25 protein-coding genes and 1 other RNA gene are annotated in these 25,581 nt (G+C 59.1%); 7 read left to right on the top strand and 19 right to left on the bottom strand.

The annotated features are described in order from the left end of the window. From mraY to rsmI, 9 genes are all read right to left on the bottom strand, one after another. Positions 1 to 1,083, bottom strand: a complete 1,083-nt coding sequence (gene mraY, locus PI739_RS13770; protein WP_003431468.1) for a phospho-N-acetylmuramoyl-pentapeptide-transferase — start codon at positions 1,081 to 1,083, stop codon at positions 1 to 3. Then, positions 1,083 to 2,453 carry a UDP-N-acetylmuramoyl-tripeptide--D-alanyl-D-alanine ligase gene (locus PI739_RS13775; protein WP_054082047.1) on the bottom strand — a complete coding sequence of 457 codons (1,371 nt, stop codon included), beginning with the start codon at positions 2,451 to 2,453 and terminating at the stop codon, positions 1,083 to 1,085. Before PI739_RS13775 ends, mraY begins: the two co-directional genes overlap by 1 nt. Beyond that, positions 2,446 to 3,909 (bottom strand): UDP-N-acetylmuramoyl-L-alanyl-D-glutamate--2,6-diaminopimelate ligase, encoded by a 1,464-nt coding sequence (locus PI739_RS13780; RefSeq protein ID WP_054082046.1) that lies wholly within the window; start codon positions 3,907 to 3,909, stop codon positions 2,446 to 2,448. Before PI739_RS13780 ends, PI739_RS13775 begins: the two co-directional genes overlap by 8 nt. Next, positions 3,909 to 5,636 (bottom strand): peptidoglycan D,D-transpeptidase FtsI family protein, encoded by a 1,728-nt coding sequence (locus PI739_RS13785; protein WP_010427469.1) that lies wholly within the window; start codon positions 5,634 to 5,636, stop codon positions 3,909 to 3,911. The genes PI739_RS13780 and PI739_RS13785 overlap by 1 nt, the downstream gene beginning before the upstream one ends. Next, entirely contained in the window at positions 5,636 to 5,929 is a 294-nt protein-coding gene (gene ftsL, locus PI739_RS13790) for a cell division protein FtsL (protein WP_003340690.1), read from the bottom strand. The genes PI739_RS13785 and ftsL overlap by 1 nt, the downstream gene beginning before the upstream one ends. Further along, on the bottom strand, positions 5,926 to 6,867 hold the full coding sequence (gene rsmH, locus PI739_RS13795) for a 16S rRNA (cytosine(1402)-N(4))-methyltransferase RsmH (RefSeq protein WP_074805056.1): 942 nt from the start codon (positions 6,865 to 6,867) through the stop codon (positions 5,926 to 5,928). Before rsmH ends, ftsL begins: the two co-directional genes overlap by 4 nt. Before the next feature lie 2 nt (positions 6,868 to 6,869). Continuing rightward, positions 6,870 to 7,325 (bottom strand): division/cell wall cluster transcriptional repressor MraZ, encoded by a 456-nt coding sequence (gene mraZ / locus PI739_RS13800; RefSeq protein WP_002555055.1) that lies wholly within the window; start codon positions 7,323 to 7,325, stop codon positions 6,870 to 6,872. Between the two features lie 307 nt (positions 7,326 to 7,632). Continuing rightward, an RNA gene (rnpB, locus tag PI739_RS13805) (RNase P RNA component class A) lies at positions 7,633 to 7,990 on the bottom strand. Between the two features lie 86 nt (positions 7,991 to 8,076). Beyond that, a complete protein-coding gene (gene rsmI, locus PI739_RS13810; protein ID WP_003431476.1) occupies positions 8,077 to 8,946 on the bottom strand; it encodes a 16S rRNA (cytidine(1402)-2'-O)-methyltransferase in 870 nt (289 codons plus the stop codon). 280 nt (positions 8,947 to 9,226) lie between these two features. On the opposite strand from rsmI, the gene PI739_RS13815 reads away from it, so the two are divergent. The 4 genes from PI739_RS13815 (at position 9,227) to PI739_RS13830 (ending at position 12,752) form a co-directional block, all read left to right on the top strand. Further along, a complete protein-coding gene (locus tag PI739_RS13815) occupies positions 9,227 to 11,041 on the top strand; it encodes a penicillin-binding protein activator (RefSeq protein WP_024662621.1) in 1,815 nt (604 codons plus the stop codon). Next, a complete protein-coding gene (locus PI739_RS13820; RefSeq protein ID WP_170846025.1) occupies positions 11,038 to 11,412 on the top strand; it encodes a YraN family protein in 375 nt (124 codons plus the stop codon). The genes PI739_RS13815 and PI739_RS13820 overlap by 4 nt, the downstream gene beginning before the upstream one ends. 171 nt (positions 11,413 to 11,583) lie before the next feature. Next, positions 11,584 to 12,177 carry a phosphoheptose isomerase gene (locus PI739_RS13825; RefSeq protein ID WP_003418801.1) on the top strand — a complete coding sequence of 198 codons (594 nt, stop codon included), beginning with the start codon at positions 11,584 to 11,586 and terminating at the stop codon, positions 12,175 to 12,177. Beyond that, the gene (locus PI739_RS13830; RefSeq protein ID WP_003364054.1) at positions 12,174 to 12,752 is read left to right on the top strand and encodes a BON domain-containing protein; all 579 of its coding nucleotides are present in this window, start codon (positions 12,174 to 12,176) and stop codon (positions 12,750 to 12,752) included. Before PI739_RS13825 ends, PI739_RS13830 begins: the two co-directional genes overlap by 4 nt. A gap of 59 nt (positions 12,753 to 12,811) precedes the next feature. Here the strand turns inward: PI739_RS13830 and PI739_RS13835 are convergent, their stop codons facing one another. The 4 genes from PI739_RS13835 to rplM all read right to left on the bottom strand — a co-directional run bounded on the left by PI739_RS13835 (position 12,812) and on the right by rplM (position 14,983). Beyond that, positions 12,812 to 13,231, bottom strand: coding sequence for a ClpXP protease specificity-enhancing factor (locus tag PI739_RS13835; RefSeq protein WP_003313571.1), 420 nt, complete (start codon positions 13,229 to 13,231; stop codon positions 12,812 to 12,814). 17 nt (positions 13,232 to 13,248) lie between these two features. Next, positions 13,249 to 13,866: a glutathione S-transferase N-terminal domain-containing protein gene (locus PI739_RS13840; RefSeq protein ID WP_003431480.1), complete on the bottom strand. Its 618-nt coding sequence runs from the start codon at positions 13,864 to 13,866 to the stop codon at positions 13,249 to 13,251. Positions 13,867 to 14,147: 281 nt separating this feature from the next. Then, positions 14,148 to 14,540 (bottom strand): 30S ribosomal protein S9, encoded by a 393-nt coding sequence (gene rpsI / locus PI739_RS13845; protein WP_002555064.1) that lies wholly within the window; start codon positions 14,538 to 14,540, stop codon positions 14,148 to 14,150. 14 nt (positions 14,541 to 14,554) lie between these two features. Further along, positions 14,555 to 14,983, bottom strand: coding sequence for a 50S ribosomal protein L13 (rplM, locus tag PI739_RS13850; protein WP_002555065.1), 429 nt, complete (start codon positions 14,981 to 14,983; stop codon positions 14,555 to 14,557). Positions 14,984 to 15,477: 494 nt separating this feature from the next. Here rplM and PI739_RS13855 point away from each other — a divergent pair, with 494 nt between their 5' ends. Then, complete coding sequence (locus PI739_RS13855; RefSeq protein ID WP_172831870.1) at positions 15,478 to 16,383, top strand: GlxA family transcriptional regulator; 906 nt, start codon at positions 15,478 to 15,480, stop codon at positions 16,381 to 16,383. A 58-nt stretch (positions 16,384 to 16,441) separates the two neighbouring features. On the opposite strand, the gene zapE is transcribed toward PI739_RS13855, so the two are convergent. From zapE to PI739_RS13870, 3 genes are all read right to left on the bottom strand, one after another. Continuing rightward, positions 16,442 to 17,536, bottom strand: a complete 1,095-nt coding sequence (zapE, locus tag PI739_RS13860; protein WP_003340671.1) for a cell division protein ZapE — start codon at positions 17,534 to 17,536, stop codon at positions 16,442 to 16,444. 62 nt (positions 17,537 to 17,598) lie between these two features. Beyond that, positions 17,599 to 18,948 (bottom strand): tryptophan--tRNA ligase, encoded by a 1,350-nt coding sequence (locus tag PI739_RS13865; protein ID WP_054082044.1) that lies wholly within the window; start codon positions 18,946 to 18,948, stop codon positions 17,599 to 17,601. Positions 18,949 to 18,986: 38 nt separating this feature from the next. Beyond that, on the bottom strand, positions 18,987 to 19,616 hold the full coding sequence (locus PI739_RS13870) for an alpha/beta hydrolase (protein ID WP_003364064.1): 630 nt from the start codon (positions 19,614 to 19,616) through the stop codon (positions 18,987 to 18,989). Between the two features lie 145 nt (positions 19,617 to 19,761). On the opposite strand from PI739_RS13870, the gene PI739_RS13875 reads away from it, so the two are divergent. Further along, positions 19,762 to 20,205 (top strand): Z-ring associated ZapG family protein, encoded by a 444-nt coding sequence (locus PI739_RS13875; RefSeq protein WP_003364066.1) that lies wholly within the window; start codon positions 19,762 to 19,764, stop codon positions 20,203 to 20,205. Between the two features lie 112 nt (positions 20,206 to 20,317). On the opposite strand, the gene cysN is transcribed toward PI739_RS13875, so the two are convergent. From cysN to PI739_RS13890, 3 genes are all read right to left on the bottom strand, one after another. Then, positions 20,318 to 22,216, bottom strand: coding sequence for a sulfate adenylyltransferase subunit CysN (gene cysN / locus PI739_RS13880; RefSeq protein ID WP_054082043.1), 1,899 nt, complete (start codon positions 22,214 to 22,216; stop codon positions 20,318 to 20,320). A 10-nt stretch (positions 22,217 to 22,226) separates the two neighbouring features. After that, positions 22,227 to 23,144 (bottom strand): sulfate adenylyltransferase subunit CysD, encoded by a 918-nt coding sequence (cysD, locus tag PI739_RS13885; RefSeq protein ID WP_003313577.1) that lies wholly within the window; start codon positions 23,142 to 23,144, stop codon positions 22,227 to 22,229. 153 nt (positions 23,145 to 23,297) lie between these two features. Then, the gene (locus PI739_RS13890; protein ID WP_003364071.1) at positions 23,298 to 24,056 is read right to left on the bottom strand and encodes a Nif3-like dinuclear metal center hexameric protein; all 759 of its coding nucleotides are present in this window, start codon (positions 24,054 to 24,056) and stop codon (positions 23,298 to 23,300) included. 111 nt (positions 24,057 to 24,167) lie between these two features. Between PI739_RS13890 and algW the strand changes: the two genes are divergently transcribed. Then, a complete protein-coding gene (gene algW, locus PI739_RS13895; protein ID WP_002555073.1) occupies positions 24,168 to 25,328 on the top strand; it encodes a Do family serine endopeptidase AlgW in 1,161 nt (386 codons plus the stop codon). Positions 25,329 to 25,581 lie beyond the last annotated feature (253 nt).

Consider the following 25,581-nt stretch of genomic DNA (forward strand, 5'->3'; position numbering starts at 1 on the left):
CTACCTCAGTTTCAGCGTGGCAAGGCCAATGAGCACCAGAATCACGGTGATGATCCAGAAACGGACGATCACACGTGGCTCTGGCCAGCCTTTGAGTTCAAAGTGGTGGTGGATCGGCGCCATGCGGAATACGCGGCGGCCGGTAAGTTTGAAAGACGCAACCTGAATGACCACTGAAAGGGTTTCCATCACGAACACACCGCCCATGATGAACAGGACCATTTCCTGACGAACGATCACTGCCATGGTGCCCAGCGCCGCGCCGAGTGCCAGCGCACCGACGTCGCCCATGAACACCTGCGCCGGATACGTGTTGAACCAGAGGAACCCGAGCCCGGCGCCAATCAGCGCCCCAGAAAACACAATCAGCTCGCCCGCCCCCGGCACGTAAGGAATCAGCAGGTATTCAGCAAATTTCACGTTACCCGACAGGTAGCAGAAGATGCCCAAGGCACCGCCTACCATCACCGTCGGCATGATCGCCAGACCATCCAGCCCGTCAGTCAGGTTGACTGCATTGCTGGAGCCGACAATCACGAAATAGGTCAACACGATGAAACCGATACCCAGCGGGATACGCACATCCTTGAGCATCGGCACGATCAGCGTGGTTTCAGTCGCCGACGGTGCAGTCGTATAAAGGAAGATCGCTGCACAGAGGCCAAAAACCGACTGCCAGAAATACTTCCAGCGGCTCGGCAGGCCTCGGGAATTCTTTTCGATCACCTTGCGGTAGTCATCGACCCAGCCGATGGCGCCGAACAACAGTGTCACCAGCAACACAACCCATACGTAACGGTTGCTCAGGTCAGCCCACAGCAATGTACTGATACCGATGGACGACAGGATCAGCGCCCCACCCATGGTCGGCGTACCCGACTTGGACAGGTGCGATTGCGGACCATCGTTGCGCACAGACTGACCGATCTGACGCATCTGCAGGGTGCGGATCATCCACGGCCCCAGGCACAGCGACAGCGTCAGGGCGGTGAGCACGCCAAGGATCCCGCGCAATGACAGGTACTGAAAGACCGCGAAGCCTTTGTAGAACTGTTGTAAAAACTCGGCCAACAGCAGCAGCATTAATGTTTCTCCAGGCTAGAACCGCACAAGGCAGCCACGACGTGTTCCATCGCAGCGCTACGCGAGCCCTTGATCAGTAAAGTGGTATCAGGATTCTGCTCGGCGCCCAGCGCCGCGATCAGTTCAGCCTGACTGGCAAAGTGGTAAGCGTGCTCGCCGAAGGCGCTGACCGCGTGAGTCATCAATGGGCCGACGGCATACAGCGCCGACACCTTGCCAGCGGCATAGGCACCCACTTCGCGATGGCCCTGCTCGGCCCATTCGCCCAACTCACCGATGTCGCCCAGCACCAGTACGGTACGACCGGTGAAGCCGGTGAGGATGTCGACGGCCGCGTTGATCGAGGCAGGGTTGGCGTTGTAGGTGTCATCGATGACGCGCGTGCCATTGCTGGCGATTTGCGCCACGGCACGGCCCTTGACCGGCTGCACGTTGTTCAGCCCGGTGACGATCCCTTCCAGCGGCACACCCATTGCGCAGCCCGCAGCCGCAGCGGCCAAGGCGTTGGACACATTGTGTGTGCCGAGCAGGTTCAACTGAACCCGGGCAGTGCCGAGCGGGCTGTTGAGGGTAAAAGCCGGGCAGCCCCGAGCATCACGGCTCAGCTCGCTGGCGTACACGTCAGCCGCAGAGTCGGTCAGTGCGAAGGTCAGGACATTGCGATCGCCGGCGCGCTTGCGCCAGATCGGAAACGCCTTGTCTTCCAGATTCAATACTGCAGTACCACCCGCGCCGAGACCTTCGAGAATCTCGCCCTTGGCTTCGACAATTCTGTCCGGGCCGCCGAACTCGCCGACGTGGGCAGTTCCGGCGTTGGTGATCATGGCGACATGCGGCTTGGCGAGGCTTACGGTGTAGGCAATCTCGCCGACCCGCGACGCACCCAGCTCGATCACAGCGGACGTGTATTCCGGGGCCAGTTCCAGCAGAGTCAGTGGAACGCCCAATTCGTTGTTCAGGTTGCCTCGGGTCGCCAGCACGGGGCCGAGCGTGCGCAGGATGCTCGCGAGCATTTCCTTGACCGTGGTCTTGCCACTGGAGCCGGTGACTGCAGCAACCGGCCGGTCGACGAATGCATTGCGATTCATGGCACCCAGTTGAGCAAGCGCCTTGCGGGTATCCAGCACGACCAGTTGCGGCAAGGCGGCGCCCTGCACTTCGCGCTCGACCAGAGCACCGACCGCGCCTTTGGCAGCCACTTGATCGAGGTATTCATGACCGTCAAAACGCGGCCCGGTCAGGGCTACGAACAGCTGGCCTGGCTCGATGCCACGGCTGTCGGTGCTCACGCCGGAAAAGCTGCAGTCGCCCCCGACCAGACGCGCATCGAGTGGTACAACCAGTTCGCTGAAGGTCATTGGCTTAAGCATTTGCAGGCTCCCATATGGCAAGCGCGCTGGCGGCTTCTTGCAAATCGGAGAATGGCTGCCGCTGACCATTGATTTCCTGATAGTCCTCGTGGCCCTTGCCGGCGAGCACTACGACGTCATCGGCATTGGCGCTGGCAATCAGTTCAGCAATGGCCTGACCGCGACCTTCGATGAAACACACCTTGTCGACAGCAGCGAAGCCAGGGCGAATATCGTCAAAAATACTGGCTGGCGATTCGGAGCGCGGGTTGTCGTCGGTGACCCACGCACCGTCTGCCAGGCGTTCGACCACTTCAGCCATCAGCGGACGCTTGCCGCGATCACGATCACCGCCGCAGCCGAACAGGCACAACAGACGGCCTTTGGCGTGCGGGCGCAGTGCTTCGAGGACTTTTTCCAGCGCATCCGGAGTATGCGCGTAATCGACAACCACCAGCGGCTTGTCGGCACCACCCAGACGCTGCATGCGCCCGACCGGGCCTTCGAGTTTCGGCAGCACCTTGAGAATTTCGTCCAGCGCGTAATCCAGGCCCAGCAAAGCGCCGACCGCAGCCAGCACGTTGCTCAGGTTGAAGCGACCCAGCAGGCTGCTGCGCAGGAAATGCTCGCCCTGAGGCGTGACCAACGTAGCGCGTACGCCATCATCATCGAATTTCGCATCGCGGCAATACAGGTAGGCCGAGCTATCCAGCTGGCTATAGGTGATCAACCGCGACTCTTGCTTGATACCGGTCAGTTCACGACCGAAAGTATCATCCAGGTTGATTACCCGGCATTTCAGGTTGGACCATGCAAACAGCTTGGCCTTGGCGGCAGCGTACGCTTCCATGGTGCCGTGATAATCCAGGTGATCACGGGACAGATTGGTCAGCACCGCCACATCAAACGCCAGCGCCGTCGCCCGCCCTTGATCCAGCCCATGAGACGACACTTCCATCGCCACTGCGCGCGCACCGGCCTTTTTCAGATCGGCCAGCGTCGCCTGAACGGCAATCGGGTCAGGCGTGGTATGACGGCCGCTTTGCAGCGCGCCGTAGAATCCTGTGCCCAGTGTGCCGACGATGCCGCAGTGCTGACCCAGCGCATCAAGCGCCTGCGCAACCAACTGGGTGACGCTGGTCTTGCCGTTGGTGCCGGTAACACCTACCAGATTCAGACTGCGACTCGGGTCGCCGTAGAAGCGGCCGGCAATATCGGACAACTGCGCGGCGAGCCCCTTGACCGGGATCAGCGGCACGTCAGTGATCGGCAGAACGGTCGAGCCTTCGACTTCGTACGCCACAGCCGCCGCGCCACGCTTGAGCGCGTCGGCAATATGCGCACGGCCATCGACCTTGATACCCGGTATGGCTAGAAACAGATCACCCGGACGGACATTGCGACTGTCGAGAGTCAACTCGCGAATCAGCGCATCGCGGTCGGTGTGAGCGAAAATCTTGCTCAGATTAAAGGCCATCAACCACGCCCTCCTTTGGCTGCCGGTGCGGCGTTGACTTGTTCAGGTGGCGCAAGGTTGTCCGGCGTCACGTTCATCAGACGCAACGTGCCGGACATGACCTTGCTGAATACCGGGGCCGAAACCAGACCACCGTAGTAACCACCCTTGCTCGGCTCGTCGATGACGACCACGATGGCGTAACGCGGGTTACTCATCGGGCCGAACCCGGCGAACAGCGAGCGATAGGAGTTTTCCGCGTAACCCTTGGTACCGATGGACGTCTTACGCGCCGTACCACTCTTGCCACCGACGTGGTAGGACGGTACACGGGCGCGATAGACGCCGCGCGGGTCCTCGATAACCTGCTGCAACATGCCTTGCAGGGTCTTGGCGGTTTTCTCCGGAATGGCCTGGGTCGATTCCGGCTCTTTATCTGTTTTCAGAATGGTCAACGGCACAATGCGGCCATTGTTGGCCAGCGCGCCGTAGGCATGCACCAGCTGCAAAGCCGTGACCGACAAACCGTAGCCATAGGACAGCGTGGCGGTTTCAGCCTTGCGCCATTCGCGGTAGTTGGGCAGGTTGCCGACGCGCTCGCCAGGGAAGCCGAGGCCGGTGTACTGACCGAAACCGACGCGCTGCATGGCACGAAAGATCGCCTCACCGCCCACATCGAACGCGACCTTGCTCATGCCGACGTTACTGGAGTTGATCAGAATGCCGGTCAGATCGAGGATCGGGCCTTCGGTCTTGGTCACGTCACGAATCGTGTATTTGCCGATCTGCAGGGTGCCCGGATAAACCTCGACCTTGTCGGTCGGCTTCCAGCGGCCACTGTCCAGCGCCGCGGTCATGGAGATCGGCTTCATGGTCGAACCAGGTTCGAACACGTCGATGATGGCCCGGTTGCGCATGGCGGCAGGCACCATGGTGCGGCGGTTGTTCGGGTTGTAGGTCGGCTGGTTGACCATCGCCAGCACCTCACCGGTCTTGACGTCCATGATCACCATGCTGCCGGCCTTGGCCTCGTTCTCGACGATGGCATTGCGCAGTTCACGGGTCGCCAGGTACTGCAGGCGCAGGTCAATGGACAAAGCCAAGGTCTTTCCGGCCTTGGCATTCTTGGTGACCTGAACATCCTTGATCAGTCGACCGCGCCGGTCCTTGATGACCTGACGTTTGCCGGGCACACCGGCGAGCCAGTCGTCATACGCCAGCTCGACGCCTTCGCGGCCATGGTCATCAAGGTCGGTAAAGCCGACCATGTGTGCGGTGACATCGCCGGCCGGATAAAAGCGGCGGAATTCTTCGATGCCGTAGACACCCGGTACTTTCAGGTCGATGACCGACTGGCCCTGCTCTGGCGTCAGGCCACGGACCAGATAGATGAATTCCTTGTTCGCCTGCGAGTCCAGACGCTCGGTCAATGCCTTGAGATCCTGACCCAGCGCGGCTGCCAGCATCGGCCACTTGGACTTGTCCTGCTGCATTTCACGCGGGTTGGCCCACAGCGTCGTCACCGGAGTACTGACCGCCAGCGGCTCGCCGTTACGGTCGGTGATCAGGCCACGGTGCGCCGGAATAGGGATATGCCGAAGGCTGCGTGCATCGCCTTGCTCTTTAAGAAAGGTATGGTCGATGACCTGCAGGTCGACGATGCGCCAGCAAATGGCGAGCACGAGGGATACCAGCAGCCCTACGACTACGCGAAAACGCCACGGATAAAGAGCGCCATCGAGCTTCATCATGGCGCCACCATCCGTACTTCGGCAGCGCTCGGGATGCGCATCTTCAGTTGTTCGGTGGCCAGAGTCTCGATACGGCTGTGTGCAGTCCAGGTGCTCTGCTCAAGAATCAGCCGGCCCCACTCTGCCTGCGCCTTGTCGCGCACGCTCATTTCCGAATACAGCGAGTTGAGCAGTTGACGATTCCAATGTGCGCTATAGGAAACGCCAATCGCCGAAATCAGGACAGCAATGAACAGCAGCAGCATAATGAAGCTGCCGCCGGGCAGAGGTTTCAGAAACAGACGGCTCACCTGAGCTTCTCCGCTACACGCATGACAGCACTGCGCGAGCGCGGGTTGGCTTTGGTTTCGACATCAGAGGCGAACTGGGCCTTGCCGTGAATTTTGATTTTCGGTTCGAACGGCTTGAACTGGATCGGCAGATTGCGCGGCATGTTGTCGGCTTCGCCCTTGGCGAGCTTGCGCATGAACAACTTGACGATGCGGTCTTCCAGCGAGTGAAAGCTGATGACGACCAGACGGCCGCCCACTTCCAGCGCATCCAGAGCCGCTTCGAGACCGGCTTCCAGATCGCCCAATTCGTTGTTTACGTGAATACGCAGGCCCTGAAAGGCACGCGTTGCAGGATTCTTGCCCTTTTCCCAGGCAGGGTTGGCGACCTTGAGCACTTCTGCCAGATCGGCTGTGCGCTCGAAAGGCTGGACTTCGCGGCGCGCGACGACCGCATTGGCCATCCGCTTGGCAAATCGCTCTTCGCCGTATTCCTTGAAAACGCGGGCAATCTCTTCAGCCGGTGCAGTCGCGATGAACTCGGCAGCGCTCACGCCACGGGTCGGGTCCATGCGCATGTCCAGAGGACCGTCGTTCATGAAGCTGAAACCGCGCTCGGGATCATCCAGCTGCGGGGACGACACACCCAGATCCAGCAGAATGCCACTGACCTTGCCCGCCAAACCGCGTTCCTGAGTCTCGGATCCCAATTCGGCAAAGCTGCGCTGCACAATGACAAAGCGGCCGTCTTCGGCCGCTAGCGCTTGCCCGGTGGCAATCGCTTGAGGGTCCTTGTCGAATCCCAGGAGCCGACCCTCTGGGCCCAGCTGGCTGAGTATCAGACGACTATGCCCGCCACGCCCGAACGTGCCGTCCAGGTAGCAGCCATCGGCGCGCACCGCGAGAGCCTCCACGGCTTCTTCAAGCAGCACGGTGATGTGGGTAAAGCCGCTATTCATAGTCACAGGATCAAATCACGTAATTCGTCGGGCATCGCGCCAGGTTTTTGAATGGCAGCCAGGTCAGCATCAGCAAGAGCATTCCAGGCGTCCTCGTCCCACAGTTGAAACTTGTTGAGCTGGCCCACCAGCATTACGCGCTTATCCAGCCTGGCGTACTCGCGCAGGCGCGGCGGTACCAGAAAACGCCCACTCCCGTCGAGCTCCAGATCGACAGCATTACCAATCAGAAGCCTTTGCAGACGGCGGTTCTCTTCACGAAACGTCGCCAGATCACGAAGTTTTGCTTCTATCAGCTCCCATTCGGAAAGCGGATAAAGGCAAAGGCATGGATCAACGGCATCAATGGTCACGATAAGTTGGCCGGCGCTACGCGAATCCAACTCGTCACGGTACCGGCTCGGCATAGCGAGACGGCCCTTGGCATCGAGATTGATCGCATTGGCACCACGGAACACAGGCGCATTCTCCGAATATTAGCTTTTTGCGCTAAAAAAACCCACTTCGTGCCACTTTCTGCCACTTGCGCACACTATAGGAACGCGCCCACCACACCGTCAAGGCACGGTCTTAAGGAAAACCCTTACATTTCGGAGATTTAGGAGAGGTATCGGGGCTAAAAAGGTAATTTTGCGAAGGAACTGACGGATAAATCCCACACAGCTCAAATCGTTGCGATTCAAAGTTAATGTGATTTATGAGCTGTAAGATTTTTTTGGTATTACGGAGGGGTTTTGCTGCGTGAAACGAATGGGAAGAAAAAAGGTGGAGAGTCGATCTGTAAGCCGGGTTCTGTCGAGAACAGTCATTCCTCTACGACGGCCATCACTGGACGCCTTTAGCAACCTACCCGGTTCCAGCGCGGGCCACGCCTAGGAACCCTATTTGGTCTTGCTCCGAGTGGGGTTTACCTTGCCACGAACTGTTACCAGACGTGCGGTGCGCTCTTACCGCACCTTTTCACCCTTACCGGCACCGAAGCGCTTAGGCGGTTATTTTCTGTGGCACTTTCCGTAGGCTCGCGCCTCCCAGGCGTTACCTGGCACTCCGCCCTATGGAGCCCGGACTTTCCTCCCCCCCTTGTTGCGGAACAACAAGAGGCAGCGACTGTCCAATCGACTCTCCGCCGACAAGGTTAGCGGCACACGCCATCAAGAACAAGCTTTAATAGCATTGTGTGGCTCGCTTACCCCCTTCAAAAGCAGCCCGTTACTCCTTCTGTTTCTCCAGCGCCACCTGATACAGCAGGTTCTTGCGCACGCCGGTTATTTCGGCTGCCAGCGCTGCGGCGCGCTTGAGCGGCATCTCTGCAAGCAGCAGATCCAGCACCCGACGAGCCTCTTCACCAATAACATCTTCGTCATCCGGCGGCGTCCAGCCAGCCACCAGCACCACGCATTCTCCGCGCTGCTGATTACTGTCCGATTCGACGAATGCACGCAGCTCACCCAAAGGCAGACCCTTGAGGGTTTCGAAAGTTTTGGTTATTTCACGCGCCAGCAAGGCCTGACGGTCAGCACCGAAGACCAGCTCCATATCCTGCAGGCACTCCAGGATGCGGTGCGGCGCTTCATAGTAGATCAGCGTGCGTGGCTCTTCCCTGACACGCTCGAGCCTGGCCTTGCGACCCGCAGCCTTGGCCGGAAGAAAACCTTCGAAAATGAATCGATCCGACGGCAGCCCGGCCGCAGACAGAGCCGCAATCAAGGCACACGCGCCCGGCACCGGTACAACCTGAACACCTGCGGCACGCGCCTGACGCACCAGGTGATAACCGGGGTCGGAGATCAATGGCGTGCCGGCATCGGAAATCAGCGCAACGTCATCACCGGCCAGCAGACGTGTAATGAAGCGACTACCCTCATCACGTTCGTTATGTTCGTGACAGGCTGCCAATGGAGTCGAGATGCCGAAGTGCTGCATCAGCCGTGCGGAATGGCGCGTGTCTTCAGCTGCGATCAGCGCGACCTCACGCAACACCTTCAAGGCTCGCACACTCATGTCGTCCAGATTGCCGATGGGAGTCGCCACTACATAAAGCGAACCCGGAGTGGAATTCGAAACAACCGGAACAGTCAAAACGCAAACCTCGCAGGTTATAACAGGTGCTTGGAAAAACTGCATTGTACAGGCTGCGGCGCGGCGGAACGGTTCGCGCGTCAGGATGCCGACAAAAAAGGAATGAAAACATGTTCAGACCCGAGCAAGAAACGCGGCGCACCTCTCCAATTGAACGATTTGGCCGCCAGATGACCTTAACGCGACTGATATCACGGCTTTAAATACCTTCGACATCGCACCCCGGCCAGCGCTTGGGTACAATCCCCCGTTAATTCGCTCGAGTTTCAGGAACATACCAATGATCGCTTGTCTGCGGCTGCTCTCTGCCCTCTGCCTCGCTGCCCTCCTTGCAGCCTGTGCCAGCTCGCCCTCGTCCAGCCTTGGCGAGCTGCCTCGAACCCCTGATGCCAGCATCGAGCAACTGCTCGAGCAGGCCGCCAGCGCCAAAACCCCCGAGCAGGCCGCAACGCTGCGCTTGAGTGCGGCCGATCTGGCCAGCCGCCAGAATGACGCAGGACGCGCCGCGCAAATCCTCGGACAGGTGCAAATCGATCAACTCAAGCCCGGCTTGCAGGTTTTCGCCAGCACACTGTCCGCCGAACTGGCGATGGGCCGTAATCAACCCAAGGCAGCGCTGACCGCCCTGAATCATCCAAGCATGCAGCGCCTGGGCGAGCTGTCGGTCGAGCAGCAGATTCGCACGCACATGGTCAAGGCACGCGCTCTTGAAGCCGATGGCCAGGCGCTCGCAGCCGCCAATGAACGTGTTTATGCCGGCCCGTTGCTGCAAGGCGCAGACGCCAGCGCCAACAATGACGCGATCTGGACACTGGTCTCTGCCCTGCCCGCCGAGCAACTGCAGAGCACAGCGACCGACGATATGGGCGGCTGGCTGAACCTGGCTCGCTCGATCAAGGGCGCAGGCACGCTTGAGCAGCAACAGGCTGCCATCGACAGCTGGAAAGCGCAGAATCCGAAACACCCTGCTGCACTGCAACTGCCAACCGCTCTCGCGCAGCTGCGTGCACTGACCAGCGAGCCGATTACCAAAATTGCCCTGCTGCTGCCGCAGGATGGCCAATTGGCCGCAGTCGCCAAGGCGCTGCGCGAAGGCTTCATGGCCGCGCACTTCCAGGCTCAGCAAGCAGGTGAGAATCCTCCGGCCATTCAGGTCTTCGACAGCTCGCGAATCACCTCGATGGACGAGTTCTACCGTCAGGCTCAGGCCGCTGGTGTGCAACTGGTCGTCGGTCCGCTGGAAAAGAATCTCGTCAAACAACTGAACAGCCGTCAGCAGTTGCCTATTACTACACTGGCGCTGAACTACAGCGATACCAGCAATGAAGGCCCGGCGCAGCTGTATCAGTTCGGCCTGGCCGCAGAAGACGAAGCCCGCGAGGTTGCTCGTCGTGCCTGGGCGGACGGCAAGCGCAGCGCCGTGGCGATGGTTCCGAAAGGTGAGTGGGGCGACCGCGTGCTGGATGCCTTCCGCAAGAGCTGGCAAGCCAAGGGCGGTACGCTGATCGCTGCAGAGCACGTTGATCAGCCGGTAGAACTGGCACAGCAGGTCGCCGACCTGTTCCAGCTGCGCAATAGCGAAGGCCGCGCTCAGCGCCTGCAAAGCACGGCCGGCACTCAGATCGCAGCTCAGCCGAGCCGTCGCCAGGACATCGACTTCATGTTCCTCGCCGCGACGCCACAACAAGCGCAACAGATCAAACCCACCATGGTCTTCCAGTACGCCGGTGACGTTCCGGTCTATGCCACTTCGCACCTGTTCACCAACAGCAACGATCACGCCCAATACATGGACCTGAATGGCGTGCGCTTCTGCGAAACGCCATGGCTGCTGAACGCCGAAGACCCGCTGCGCCAGCAGGTCACCGCACAATGGCCACAGGCTGCAGGCAGCCTGGGTCGTCTGTATGCGATGGGTATCGACGCGTATCGCCTGGCGCCGCGCCTCGCTCAACTCAAGGCGATGCCTGACAGCCGCATTGACGGGCTGTCCGGCAGCCTCAGCCTGAACCCTGGCCGCCGCGTCGAACGCCAGCTGCCATGGGCCGAGTTCGTCGACGGCAAGATCCAGCGCCTGCCGGACACCGCTCCTTGATGCAACGCAGCACCCGCCAGCAAGCAGGGCGCGAGGCCGAAGCCTTCGCCCTGCAGTTTTTGCAACAGCAGGGCCTGCGCCTGATTGAACAAAACTGGTTATGCAAACGCGGCGAGCTTGATCTAGTCATGCTTGACGGCGATACAGTAGTATTCGTCGAAGTTCGCTACCGGCGCCATTCAGGATGGGGCGGCGCCACGGAAAGCGTCGATTTTCGCAAGCAGGAGAAACTCGTCACAGCCGCACAGCTTTTTCTGCAGCACGCAACGGCCTGGGCCAATCACCCCTGCCGTTTCGACGTGATCGCCATTGAAGGCGAGCCCGGCAAGGCCGCACCACTGAACTGGATCAAGAGCGCTTTTGACAGCTGACCTGGCGCAGTGAAGCAGCAATCCGACTTGAGTCATGACCTGCAACACACTACTAACCGTCACCGATTTCGCTATTTGTTTTGCCGGCTGCACACCTTGTGTGCCGGATAGCTCCCGGGAGAACCCGGCGCATCCGTCCCGCCGCCGTACGCTCTAATTAAGGTCACATTGATGGACATGCAATCCCGAATTCGCCGGCTGTTCCAGGCCAGCATCGAAACCAAGCAACAGGCGATGGAAGTCCTTGCACCCTTTATCGAGCAAGCCAGTCAGGTCATGGTCAATGCCCTGCTCAACGAGGGCAAGATGCTCGCGTGCGGCAATGGCGGCTCAGCGGGCGATGCACAGCACTTCTCTTCGGAACTGCTCAACCGCTTCGAGCGTGAGCGGCCGAGCCTGCCAGCGATTGCACTGACCACCGACAGCTCGACGATCACCTCGATCGCCAACGATTACAGCTACAACGAAATCTTCTCCAAACAGATTCGCGCGCTGGGTCAGCCAGGCGATGTGTTGCTGGCCATTTCCACCAGCGGCAACTCGGCGAATATTATTCAAGCCATCCAGGCCGCACATGATCGCGAAATGATTGTCGTAGCATTGACAGGACGCGACGGTGGCGGCATGGCCTCGCTGCTATTGCCCGAGGATGTGGAGATCCGCGTACCCGCCAATGTCACGGCACGCATACAAGAAGTCCATCTGCTGGCGATCCATTGCCTTTGCGATTTGATCGACAGCCAACTGTTCGGGAGTGAAGAATGACCCCTAATCGTCTCAGCCTACTGGTTCTGACACTGTGCCTCAGCATCACCGGATGCAGTTCGGTGATCACGGCCACTCGCGAAAAACCGATCGAAGACGATCGCGGCACGCGCACCTTCGGCAGCAAGATCGACGATTCACTGATCGAGACCAAGGCAGCCGTCAACATCTCCAAGGCCAACCCTGACCTCGCAGAGGGCTCGCACATCGTCGTGACCAGCTTCAACGGCATCGTGCTACTGGCTGGCCAGACACCGCGTGCCGACCTCAAGGCAATGGCCGAACAGGCCGCCAGCGCCGTTCAGCGCGTCAAGAAGGTCAACAACGAACTGCAGGTGATGGCACCCTCCTCGCTGCTGGCGCGCAACAATGACGCCTGGCTGACCACCAAGATCAAAAGCCAAATGATCGCTGACGCATCCATTCCCGGCTCGCGCATCAAGGTGGTGACCGAGAACGGCATCGTCTTCCTGCTGGGCCTGGTAACCCAGGACGAAGCCAATCGCGCCACCAACCTGGTACAGGGCGTCTCCGGCGTGCAGAAGATCGTCAAACTCTTCGAGTACATCGACTGACAGGTAACCGACAGGCATGAAAAAGGCGATCCGAAGATCGCCTTTTTTATTGCCGGTTTTTACTTCACGACCTTCAGACTCGGCCTGCCACTCGGACGAGGCGGTTCGCTGTCTGGCGGAGGCGTATCGTCTTCGATCTCGATCTCGATTTCTTCGCCCTCTTCCATGGAGGGCTCCAGATCGAAAACCATGCCCTGACCGTTCTCGCGGGCATAAATACCCAGGATGGCAGCGACAGGTACATAAAGCGTGTGCGGCACACCGCCGAAGCGGCCTTCGAAGCTCACCGCTTCGTTATCCATATGCAGATGACGCACGGCACTCGGCGAAACATTCAAGACAATCTGCCCGTCATTGGCAAACCCTTGCGGGACCTGCACCGACGGGTAATCCGCATTGACCAGCACATGCGGGGTGCAATCGTTATCGACGATCCACTCGTAAAGAGCACGAACAAGATAAGGGCGACTGGAGTTCATTAACGGCTCCTTAAGCCTTAGCGCATTTCACGTTCGGCAGCAGACAGACTCGCCTGAAAAGCCTCACGCGCAAATTGGCGCTCCATGTAATCAAGCAGCGGCTTGGCAGGCCGCGGCAATTCAATACCCAAAATTGGCAAACGCCAGAGTATGGGGAGTAGACAGCAGTCAACAAGACTTAGCTCGTCGCTCATGAAAAAAGCTTTTTCCGCGAACAACGGAGAAACCCCGGCCAGACTCTCGCGGAGCTCCTTGCGCGCCTGAACACGAGCAGGCTCTTTGCTGCGCGTATCCAGAATCAGGTCGACAAGGCCACACCAGTCTCTCTGGATACGATGGATCAGCAAACGACTGTTGGCACGGGCAACCGGATAGACAGGCAGCAGAGGCGGATGTGGATAGCGCTCATCCAGATACTCCATCACCACGGTCGACTCGTACAACGCCAGGTCACGATCGACGAGGGTCGGCACGCTGCCGTATGGATTTACTTCAATCAGCTGCGGCGGATGACGACCTGCCGCCACTTCAATGATTTCGGCGCTGACACCCTTCTCGGCGAGCACAATGCGTACGCGATGAGAATAGTGGTCGGCGGGGTCGGAGTAGCAGGCCAACCGGTTGGTCACGCCCATGGCGATCCTCCTCGCTTGTTAAAATTTATCGGACAGACGAACGAACGCGCTTCAAGGGCGAATCCGATAATGAACACAACATGACAGGCGTTCGTCGCGGGCCACAAGATAGCTCATTTACGCGATGTAAATTCCGTAATCTTCGTCGACAGGCGGATAAATTTCACAATATCGACGTAAAACGAGCAACGCAAAAACATCATGACCGTAAAAATCACGCCCATAAAAAAACGCCCAGCCCCGCGAGGGGATGGACGTTCTTTCTTTGAACGAAGAGCGTATTAACGCTTCGAGTACTGCGGACGCTTACGCGCTTTACGCAGACCGACTTTCTTACGTTCAACTTCACGAGCATCGCGAGTCACGAAGCCTGCTTTACGCAGAGCACCGCGCAGTGTCTCGTCGTACTGCATCAGAGCGCGAGTGATACCGTGGCGGATTGCGCCAGCCTGACCACTTACGCCGCCACCGATAACGGTGACGTAGATGTCGAACTTTTCAACGGTCTCGGTCAGTTCCAGCGGCTGACGAACTACCATGCGGGCAGTTTCGCGGCCGAAGAAATTGTCCAGGGAGCGGTTGTTGATCGAGATGTTACCAGTACCCGGACGCAGGAAAACGCGAGCGGTTGCGGTCTTGCGACGGCCAGTGCCGTAATTTTGAGTCGCCGACATAATGAACTATTCCGTTAAAACTTCAGTTCTTGGGGCTGCTGAGCAGTATGAGGGTGTACAGCGCCCGCATAGACTTTCAGCTTACGATACATGTCGCGACCCAGCGGGTTCTTAGGCAGCATGCCTTTGACCGCGGTCTCGATCACGCGCTCAGGAGCTTTGGCGATCAGCTTTTCGAAGTTGATCGACTTGATCCCGCCCGGAAAACCGGAGTGTGAGTAGTAGATCTTGTCGGTGGTCTTGGCACCAGTAACGCGGATCTGCTCGGCATTGATCACGACGATGTAGTCGCCGGTATCAACGTGCGGAGTGTATTCCGGTTTGTGCTTGCCACGCAGACGGCTCGCGATTTCGGTGGCCAGACGACCCAGGGTCTGACCAGCAGCGTCGACGACGAACCAGTCGCGCTTAACTGTTTCCGGTTTAGCAGTAAAAGTTTTCATTCTTTATAGCCTCAGGGGCCGCCCTGAAAATTAGACGGCGGATCTTACTGAATAGTGCGTACTTTGACAAGTCAAAGGCAGCCGGAAACAGACGCTATCGGGGGCTCGGGTCAGCGCGTCCGTTATACGGCAAGATTCTTCGGCAGACGGCGCATCACTTCCACTGCAAAGAGCTGGCGGATTATACAGACTGTAAAAATAACCTCAACCGGATTTTTTGTTCACATTCTGTTTATTGCCTGCGAGGCGTGGATTGGCGGATATTGACCCTCTTAGCACAAAGCCATCATGGGTGCCCTGCCAAGGGGCTCCACGTAACGAGACTGGACAGTTTTGGCAAAAAATAAGACGATCCAGCCGTAGCTTGACCATTTACCCATATAAGAATAACGATTATGCCGATCCGACACGCCACTCTTCTGCGCCGCGTAAGTATTCTGACCACGGACAAGATGTTTGCCTCCACTGTCATGCAGGCCAAGGACTTCTTCCACCTGGCGAGCCTGCGCTACAGCAAGCAACTGGGCCACGGCCTGGTGCCCGCCTTCGAAACGCGCCTGGTCAGCCCCGAAGGGCTGCCTGTCAGCAGCTTCAGCGATGTCACCCTGCCGGTCGACGGCGCGCTGTGCCAGAGCGACATTATCGTCATCCCGGCCTTCTGGGACGATTTTGAAACCCTCTCTCAGCGTTATCCACAGATCCTGCCGTGGTTACGCGAACAGCACGCCAACGGCGCCGTACTCTGCGCTGAAGCCACCGGTGTCTACTGGCTTGCCGAAGCCGGTTTGCTGGACGGCAAGGAAGCGACAACCTACTGGCGTTTTTTCAGCGCATTTGCCGAGCGCTATCCCAAGGTCCTGCTCAATCAGGAGAAGCACCTTACCGACGCCGACAACGTGTATTGCGCGGGCGGCACGACCTCAGCCTGCGATCTGTATATTTATCTGATCGAGCGCTTCTGCGGCGCCAATGTCGCCCAGGCCGTGGCCCGCGACATCCTCTATGAAGTGCGTCGCACCTACTCGCCCGGGCGAATCGGCTTTGGCGGTCAGAAGCTTCATCAGGACGTGGTCATCCTGCAGATTCAGCACTGGCTGGAAGAGCACTTTGCCGACAAGTTCCGCTTTGAAGACGTGGCCCGCGAGCATGGCATGAGCATTCGCAATTTCATGCGCCGCTTTCAGACCGCCACGGGCGACAAGCCACTGCATTACCTGCAACGACTGCGGATCGAAACGGCGAAGGGATTGCTCTCTGGGACGCGCAAGAGCATCAAGACCATCAGCTATGAAGTGGGCTACGACGACGCCAGCTTCTTTGCCCGACTGTTCCGCCAGCACACCGAGCTGTCACCCAATCAGTACCGGCAACAGTTCGAAGGCCATAAAGAGCGGCTTTGAGGTACAAGGCGCAGCGTGATCGAGCTTCAGGCCTGTCGCCTGAAGCTCGCCGCAACTGCTAAGGCTTGTGCGCCCGCGAGAGGAATTCGTGGGATTGCATTTCCAGCAGGCGGCTGAGGGTACGCTGGAACTCGAACATCAACCGGCCGCCGGTGTACAGGTCCTTCAATTCAACCTCGGCCGAGATGATCAGCTTGACGTTGCGATCGTAGAACTCGTCGACCATGTTGATAAAGCGCCGGGCGATGTCGTCAGTAGCAACGTCCATCTGCTCGACGCCGCTGATCAGCACGGCATGGAAGATCTTGCCCAGCTCGATGTAATCGTTCTGACTGCGCGGGCCGTCGCACAATTCACGGAAGTCGAACCAAGCCACGTCGTCACAGGTGCGCAGCGCGCGGATCTCGCGGTTTTCGATCATCAACACATCGTTTTCGATGGTTTCTGCGCAATCCGGCGTCAGGGCCTTGAAGCTTTTACGCAGGCTTTCCTGTGCAACTTCGTTAAGAGGAAAGTGGAACAGTTCGGCCTGCTCCAGGTGGCGCAGACGGTAATCGACGCCACTGTCGACGTTGACGATGTCGGTGTTCTGCTTGATCAGCGCGATGGCCGGCAGGAAACGCGCCCGCTGCAGGCCGTCCTTGTACAGGCCGTCCGGGACGATGTTGGACGTAGCCACCAGCGTCACGCCGTTCTTGAACAGCTCTTCCATCAGCGTGCCGAGGATCATGGCATCGGTGATATCGGAGACGAAAAACTCGTCGAAGCAGATGACCCGCGCCTCGTCGGAAAACCGCCTGGCGATGATCGTCAGCGGGTTTTTCTCGCCCTTGAGGGTCTTCATCTCTTCGTGCACGCGCTTCATGAAGCGGTGGAAGTGCGTACGGACCTTGTCCTGGAACGGCAGTGCGTCGAAGAACGTATCGACCAGATACGTCTTGCCGCGGCCTACGCCACCCCAGAAGTACAGCCCCTTGACCAGCGTCTGCTCTTTCTTGCCGAACAGTTTGCCGAACAGGCCAGGCTTGCTGTCGTGAGCGGCGATCAGATCGTCGTACAGGCGCTGCAGATGACGCACAGCGTTTTCCTGCGCGGCATCGTGAAAGAAGTCCGGGCGTTTCAGATCAGCTTGATATCGTTCTAGGGGCGTCATAATTCGTTAGCAAGGCAACAAAAACGGGTCGTCACTGTAGCGACGACCCCGGGGATTGGCAATCAGTCCTGTTGAGGAGCGAGCGCCAGCTTGAGAGTTTCGATGGCACTGTCGCGCGCGGCAGCGTCGGCGAATACCGGACTGTCCGCCACACAGGCGCCGTCCAGCCACAGCGTGAAGCGATCGTCTTCGCTGCGCAGGTCCAGTTCGCCGCCCTGCTGCAACTGCTTGCTGACCACGCCTGCAGCCTTGCCATCGGCAAAGTTGCGCGACAACAGCAACTGCTCGCCATCGGCTGCCAGCAGGCGGAAACGGAAGCTGCCGTCGTCTTCACGGAAGCTGACGAAACGAGCGCCCTTGCTGGCCTTTTTCTTGCCGGTGTCGGCGTTCTGCACCACGGTACGGAACGACCGCAGGCCCACCGCCTCGCGCAATTGCTCGAGAAACGGAGTGGCGACGCGACGGGCTTTCTGCGCGCCAGCGAGCAGGATGTCTTCGAGATCGGCAGGACGCTCGATCAGCCCCAGATACTTTTCACGGGGTTCGCTCAGTTGTGCATCCAGCAACGTGAACAGACGATTCTTGGCTTCGCCCCAGCCCAGGCCCTGCAACAGGTCAGAGCGGAATTCAGCGCACTGCTCGGCCGTCGAGAACGCCTGGTACAGAGTAAACAGGTGGGAGGTGTCCGGGTCTTTCGCTTCGCCCGGCGCACGCGAGTCGGTGACGATGCGCGATATCGCGCTTTTCATGTCCTTGGCACCGCTGAACAACGGGATGGTGTTGTCGTAGCTCTTGGACATCTTGCGACCGTCCAGGCCTGGCAGCGTGGCTACGCTCTCTTCGATCAATGCCTCGGGCATGACGAAGAACTCCTTGCCATTGCCGAACAGGTGATTGAAACGCTGGCCTATATCGCGGGCCATTTCAACGTGCTGAATCTGATCACGCCCTACCGGAACCTGATGCGCATTGAACATCAGGATGTCGGCAGCCATCAGCACCGGGTAGCTGTACAGCCCCATGGTGATGCCTGCATCCGGGTCTTCGCCACTTTCCACGTTCTTGTCCACCGACGCCTTGTAGGCGTGGGCGCGATTGAGCAGGCCCTTGGCCGCGACGCAGGTGAGCAGCCAGGTCAGTTCCGGGATTTCGGGAATGTCCGACTGGCGATAGAAGGTCACACGATCAACGTCCAGCCCCGCTGCCAGCCAGGTCGCGGCGATTTCCAGACGCGAGCGCTGAATGCGCAGCGGGTCATCGCATTTGATCAGCGCGTGGTAGTCGGCCAGAAAGTAGAACGAGTCGAAATCGCTCTGACGGCTGGCGACAATGGCCGGGCGAATGGCGCCCGCGTAGTTGCCCAGATGGGGAGTGCCGGTGGTCGTGATACCGGTCAGGATACGAGTGGTCATGGCAGGTCGCTTATCAATAGGATGCAATACGGCTGCAATCAGCTGGAAAGTCGCGGCAGGAGCAGATCTTTCAGATCAGTCAGCTTGCCGTGAAAAAAGTGTCCGCATTCTGCCACTTTCAGCAGCTCATGGGGACGTTGCAACGCGGCGGACCATGCATAGACGGTCTCGGGCTCGATCACTTCGTCGTTCTCGGGCTGAATGATCGTCAGCGGGCAAGCCTGGGGCAGCACGCTCTGATCCTCGAGCCGCGAAGCCGCAGCAGCAACCAGAAACACGTGCGTGAGCTTTTCACCCTGCGCTTCCAGCCTGCCACCCAGGTTTGCAGCAACGTAGCCGCCAAAGGAAAATCCGAACAGGGTCATCGGCAGATCCGGATGTTGCGCCCGCAGCCATCGGGCGGCTGCCTGGGCATCATCAATCTCGCCCGGCCCGGCAACCGACGTACCGGCACTGGCGCCGACGCCGCGATAATTGAAGCGCAATGTGATCAAACCCTGATCGCGTGCGGTGCGCTGCAACGTCGAAACGACTTTATTGAGCATCGTTCCGCCCTGTATCGGGTTAGGATGGCAGATCAGTGCAACACCTCGGGCGTCGGGGACGTCCTGATACAGCGCTTCGAGCTGGCCCTCAGGGCCATCGATAAATAATGGGGTTTCACGCATGAGCAAAACAGAACTCCGTGACCTCGAAATGGGTCGACTCGTCTAGCTGATTGTCTGCGGCATGCATATCAACGATACGTCGCGGGTATACAGCGCAGGTTCGAGCCGTTAACGTAAAGCAAAGCCGTTTATAGAGGAAGGACTCGTGGAACACTCGCTCTTAGTCTGGTTGTTGCCGACGCTCGCCCTGGTGGCCGGTGTCGTCATTGGTTTTCTGGTGGCACGCCTGCTGCCCAACACCGTTCCGAACAGCACCCAGCGCCAGCTGGATGACATTCAGGAGCGTTTCGACACCTATCAGAACGAGGTAGTCACGCACTTCAACAGCACGGCCAATCTGGTACAAAAGCTTTCACAGAGCTATCAGGATGTTCAGGAACACCTTGCCGAGGGCGCCAACCGCCTGGCTCTCGACGAGCTGACCCGCCAACGCCTGCTGGCCGCCCTGCACCCTGAGGCCAATCATGCGCACCGCGATCATCGCGACCGCCTGACCCCGCCACGCGACACTGAAACGCCCAAGGATTACGCCCCCAAGTCGCCCAACACCCCGGGCATGCTGGACGAGCATTACGGCTTGAAGAAGTAAGCTTTCACAGCCACACAAAAAGCCCGCCGCAGAGATTGTCTGCGGCGGGCTTTTTTGTGGGATCGACACTGCAATCCCCTGCAGATGTAAGCCCCTTGCTAGAGGCTATGAATCAGATCGCGCCGCGGCTGCGCAGCAGATCCAGCACCTGCCTGACGCTTTCTTCGACGTTGAGTGTCTGCGTGTCGATCACCAGATCGGCATTCAGCGGCACGTCATACGGGAAGGACTCGCCAGGAATGTTGTCGCCGTCGGCGGCATACAGGCCCTGTGGATCACGCTCGCGGCAGACCGCTGGCGATGCCTGCACATAGACCGTGAGCAGACGATCCTTGCCGATCAGCGCCTTGGCGCGCTCACGCCCTTCGGCGTCAGGGGCAACGAATGCGGCCAGAGTCAGCAGGCCGGCTTCGTTGAACTGACGCGCCACATGAGCAGCACGGCTCCAGTTCTCGGTACGACCGGCACGATCCTGTGGCAAGCCCTTGTTCAGGTCATGACGCAGGTTCTGACCGTCCAGTACATAGACCGCACGGCCCATGTCGAACAGCTTGCGCTCGACCGCATAGGCCAGCGTGCTTTTGCCCGCGCCGGACAGGCCGCTGAACAACACGGTGGCCGGTTGCTGACCGAAGCGCTGCGCGCGCTCCTCTGTGGAGACGTGGGCCAGTTCGCCATGGTGCTGCGAGCCACCACCTGAAACCGGCTTGGCAATGATCATGCCTGCCGCAACGGTGCCATTGGTCAAACGATCAATGACGATGAACGACCCCGTGGTGCGGTTGCTGCTGTAGCCATCCAGCGCGATGGGCGCATCGAGGCTGACCTTGACCCGGCCGATCTCGTTCAGTTGCAACGAGCTGGCAGGGCCTTCCTCCAGTGTGTTCACATCGACCCGGTGGGTGATGCTGGCAATCGAGCCCGGCACATAGCTGGTGGCGCGCTTGATGTCGTACTTCTTGCCCGGCAGCATCGGCTCTTCGGCCATCCACACCAGCATGGCCTCGAACGCATCGCTGACCTGCGGAACGTTGTCGGCATGCACCAGCAGGTCACCACGGGAAATGTCGATCTCGTCTTCCATGGTCAGCGTCACTGCCTGGCCCGGCCCGGCCTGCTCCAGCTCACCTTCAAAGGTGACGATGGACTTCACACGGCTGCTCTTGCCCGATGGCAGCACGACGATCTCGTCGCCCTTGTGCACGATGCCGCTGGCCAGCGTACCGGCGAAGCCACGGAAGTTCAGGTTCGGACGGTTGACGTACTGCACCGGGAAACGCAGGTCCGCATAGTTGCGGTCGCTGGCGATTTCGACCGTTTCGAGAATTTCCATCAACGACTGGCCGGTGTACCACGGCGAACGCTCGCTCTTGTTCACCACGTTGTCGCCCTTGAGCGCCGACATCGGCACAAAAGCCATGGTGGTCGGCTTGAACGCGATACCCTCGGCGAACTTCAGGTAATCGGCCTTGATCGACTCGAACACGCCCTCATCAAAGCCATTGAGGTCCATCTTGTTGATGGCGACGACGATGTGCTTGATGCCCAGCAGCGAAGCGATGTAGCTGTGACGACGGGTCTGGGTCTGCACGCCATAGCGCGCGTCCACCAGAATGATTGCCAGGTCACAGGTCGAAGCGCCGGTGGCCATGTTGCGGGTGTACTGCTCATGGCCCGGCGTATCGGCAATGATGAACTTGCGCTTGGCCGTGGAGAAATAGCGATAGGCGACATCGATGGTGATGCCCTGCTCCCGCTCGGCCTGCAGACCATCCACCAGCAACGCCAGATCGACGTCATCGCCATTGGTGCCGGACTTCTTCGAGTCACGGGTGATGGCTTCCAGGTGATCTTCGTAGATCATCTTGGAGTCGTGCAGCAGACGCCCGATCAGCGTGCTCTTGCCGTCATCGACGTTGCCACAGGTAAGAAAGCGCAGCATTTCCTTGCGTTCGTGCTGGCCCAGGTAGGCGAGGATGTCCTCGCTGATCAAATCAGATTGATGCGACATGTGACACCCCTTAGAAATAACCCTGACGTTTCTTTTCTTCCATCGAGCCAGCGCCGTCATGGTCAATGACCCGGCCTTGGCGCTCGGAAGTTCGCGTCAGCAACATTTCCTGAATGATGTCGGTCAGGCTGGTCGCTTCGGACTCGACAGCACCGGTCAGCGGGTAGCAGCCGAGGGTGCGGAAACGGACCTTTTTCTTGACGATGCGCGACTTCTCTTCATCGGTGAGATGCTCGAGGATGCGCTCGTCGTCGATCATGATCAGCGTGCCGTTCTTCTCGATGACGTCGCGCTCGGCGGCGAAATACAGCGGCACGATCGGGATGCCTTCGAGGTAGATGTACTGCCAGATGTCCAGCTCGGTCCAGTTGGAGAGCGGGAACACACGGATCGACTCGCCTTTGTTGACGTTGCCGTTGTAGACATTCCACAGCTCGGGACGCTGGTTTTTCGGGTCCCAGCGGTGCTTGCTGTCGCGAAACGAGTAGACGCGTTCCTTGGCCCGGGACTTTTCTTCATCGCGTCGGGCACCGCCAAAGGCGGCGTCGAAACCATGCTTGTCGAGCGCCTGCTTCAGGCCCTCGGTCTTCATGATGTCGGTGTGTTTGGCGCTGCCGTGGGTGAACGGGTTGATGCCCTGTGCCACGCCATCGGGGTTGATGTGGGTGATCAGGTCCAGCCCCATTTCCTCGACCATCTGGTCGCGGAAGCGATACATCTCCTGGAATTTCCAGCGCGTATCGACGTGCATGACCGGGAATGGCAGTTTACCGGGGAAGAATGCCTTGCGCGCCAGGTGCAGCATCACGGCCGAATCCTTGCCGATCGAGTACAGCATCACCGGGTTATCGAACTCGGCGGCGACCTCGCGGATGATGTGGATGCTTTCCGCCTCCAGCTGTTTCAGATGCGTCAGTTTGTCAACCATGGCTACTCACGGATTGCGTTCGTTATGGACCGGGAAACCCCGGGGCGGCCAGCGGGCCGTATTCGAGCCGGGCACTTTAACATGCGTGATATCGCTAATCAGCGACGCAGCTAGATCGAAACGATCTATGCATATGCCCTGCTGTTTGATCGTTCAAATCGGGTTCGGGCAGTCGATGAAGATATGCTCAAGCGCAAACCGTCGCGCCAGATAATCGCCCAGCGCCTGCACGCCATAGCGCTCGGTGGCATGATGACCGGCCGCAATGAAGCTGATGTCATTCTCGCGTGCGCTATGGAACGTCTGCTCTGACGCTTCGCCACTGAGGAACAGATCGACGCCTTCCAGCACTGCCTGATCAATGTAGTTCTGACCACCGCCCGTGCACCAGCCGACACGGCGAATCATCTGACTGCCTTCGATGAGCAATGGCTCACGCCCCAGCGCATCCTGCACGCGACGGGCAAAATCCCGCGCAGTCATGGGCTCGGACAACGAGCCGATCAACCCGACCACACGCGGGTTTTCAGGGTCCAGAGGGCCTTCGACCGTGATGTCCAGTTGACGCGCCAGTTGCACGTTGTTGCCCACTTCGGGATGCACATCCAGCGGCAGGTGATAGGCCAGCAGGCTGATGTCGTGTTTGAGCAAGGTCTTCAGGCGACGCTGCTTCATGCCGACGACACACGGGTTTTCGCCCTTCCAGAAATAACCGTGGTGAACCAGAACCAGATCAGCCTGGGCATCGACTGCCGCATCCAGCAGGGCCTGACTGGCCGTCACGCCGCTGACGATGCGCATGACTTGCGGCCGCCCTTCGACCTGCAGGCCATTGGGGCAGTAATCCTGAATCCGGGCACTGTTCAGATAGCGGTCGGCTTCTTCGACCAGGGTGCTCAGGGCAACAGCCATAAAAGACTCCTAAATATGCAGTTCAGAGCTGCGTTGTACTCGTATAATGCCCGCCATTATGGCGCACCCGTGGCAAAACTTTCTGCGCCCGCAACCATCAGGACTTGTTAAATGTTCAAGGCACTGCGTTTTTTCGGCTGGCCATTGCTGGCTGGCGTGCTTATCGCCATGCTGATTATTCAGCGCTATCCGCAGTGGGTCGGTCTGCCGAGCCTGGATGTCAATCTGCAACAGGCCCCACAGACCACCAACGTCATGCAAGGTCCGTCTTCCTATGCCGACGCGGTCATTGCCGCAGCGCCCGCGGTGGTCAACCTCTATACCACCAAGATGGTCAACAAGGGCAACAATCCGCTTTTCGAAGACCCGCAGTTCCGCCGCTTCTTCGGCGACAACACGCCCAAGCAGAAGCGTATGGAATCGAGCCTGGGTTCTGGCGTGATGATGAGCCCTGAAGGCTACATACTGACCAACAACCACGTCACCACTGGCGCTGACCAGATCGTGGTAGCGCTAAAAGACGGCCGCGAAACCATTGCCCGGGTCATCGGCAATGACCCGGAAACCGACCTGGCGGTGCTCAAGATCGATTTGAAAAACCTGCCCGCGATTACCATCGCGCGCTCTGACAGCATCCGCATCGGCGATGTTGCGCTGGCGATCGGCAACCCGTTCGGGGTCGGCCAGACCGTGACCATGGGGATCATCAGTGCCACCGGGCGCAATCAATTGGGCCTCAACACTTATGAAGACTTCATTCAGACCGATGCGGCCATCAACCCGGGTAACTCGGGCGGTGCGCTGGTAGACGCCAGCGGCAATCTGATCGGTATCAATACCGCGATTTTTTCCAAGTCCGGCGGCTCCCAGGGCATCGGCTTCGCTATTCCGACCAAATTGGCAATGGATGTCATGAAGTCGATCATCGAGCACGGTCAGGTCATTCGTGGCTGGCTGGGCATCGAAGTTCAACCCCTGACCCAGGAACTGGCCGAATCCTTCGGGCTGAAGGATCGTCCAGGTATCGTTGTGGCCGGCATCTTCCGCGACGGACCGGCGCAGAAAGCCGGCCTGCAACTGGGCGACGTGATCCTGAGCATCAATGGCGAACCTGCCGGCGATGGTCGTCGCTCGATGAACCAGGTGGCGCGCACCAAACCCAAGGACAAGATTGCTATCGACGTGATGCGCAACGGCAAGGAGATGCGCTTGAGCGCCGAAGTCGGCCTACGCCCACCACCCGCCCCGACACCCGCCGCAGCGCCGGAGTGATGCGCCATTACCTGAAAGTGCGGTACAGCACAGATCTGTGACGCCGGGAATAAAGGGCGTCCGGGCTTCTGCCCGAAGGGCGTGGGGGGCGAGCTTGCTCGCGAATACGGTGTTTCAGTCGATGCATTTTCGGCGCTTGTGCAGACCCTTTCGCGAGCAAGCTCGCTCCCACAGGTCCGGAGTGTTTTCAAGCCATGCGAGACACTCACACAGATCCGGGCTGTTTCAAGCCATGTGGATGCTCTGCGGCAGC

Origin of the sequence: Pseudomonas cerasi, from assembly GCF_027983475.1 — a bacterium.
Classification (GTDB): domain Bacteria; phylum Pseudomonadota; class Gammaproteobacteria; order Pseudomonadales; family Pseudomonadaceae; genus Aquipseudomonas; species Aquipseudomonas cerasi.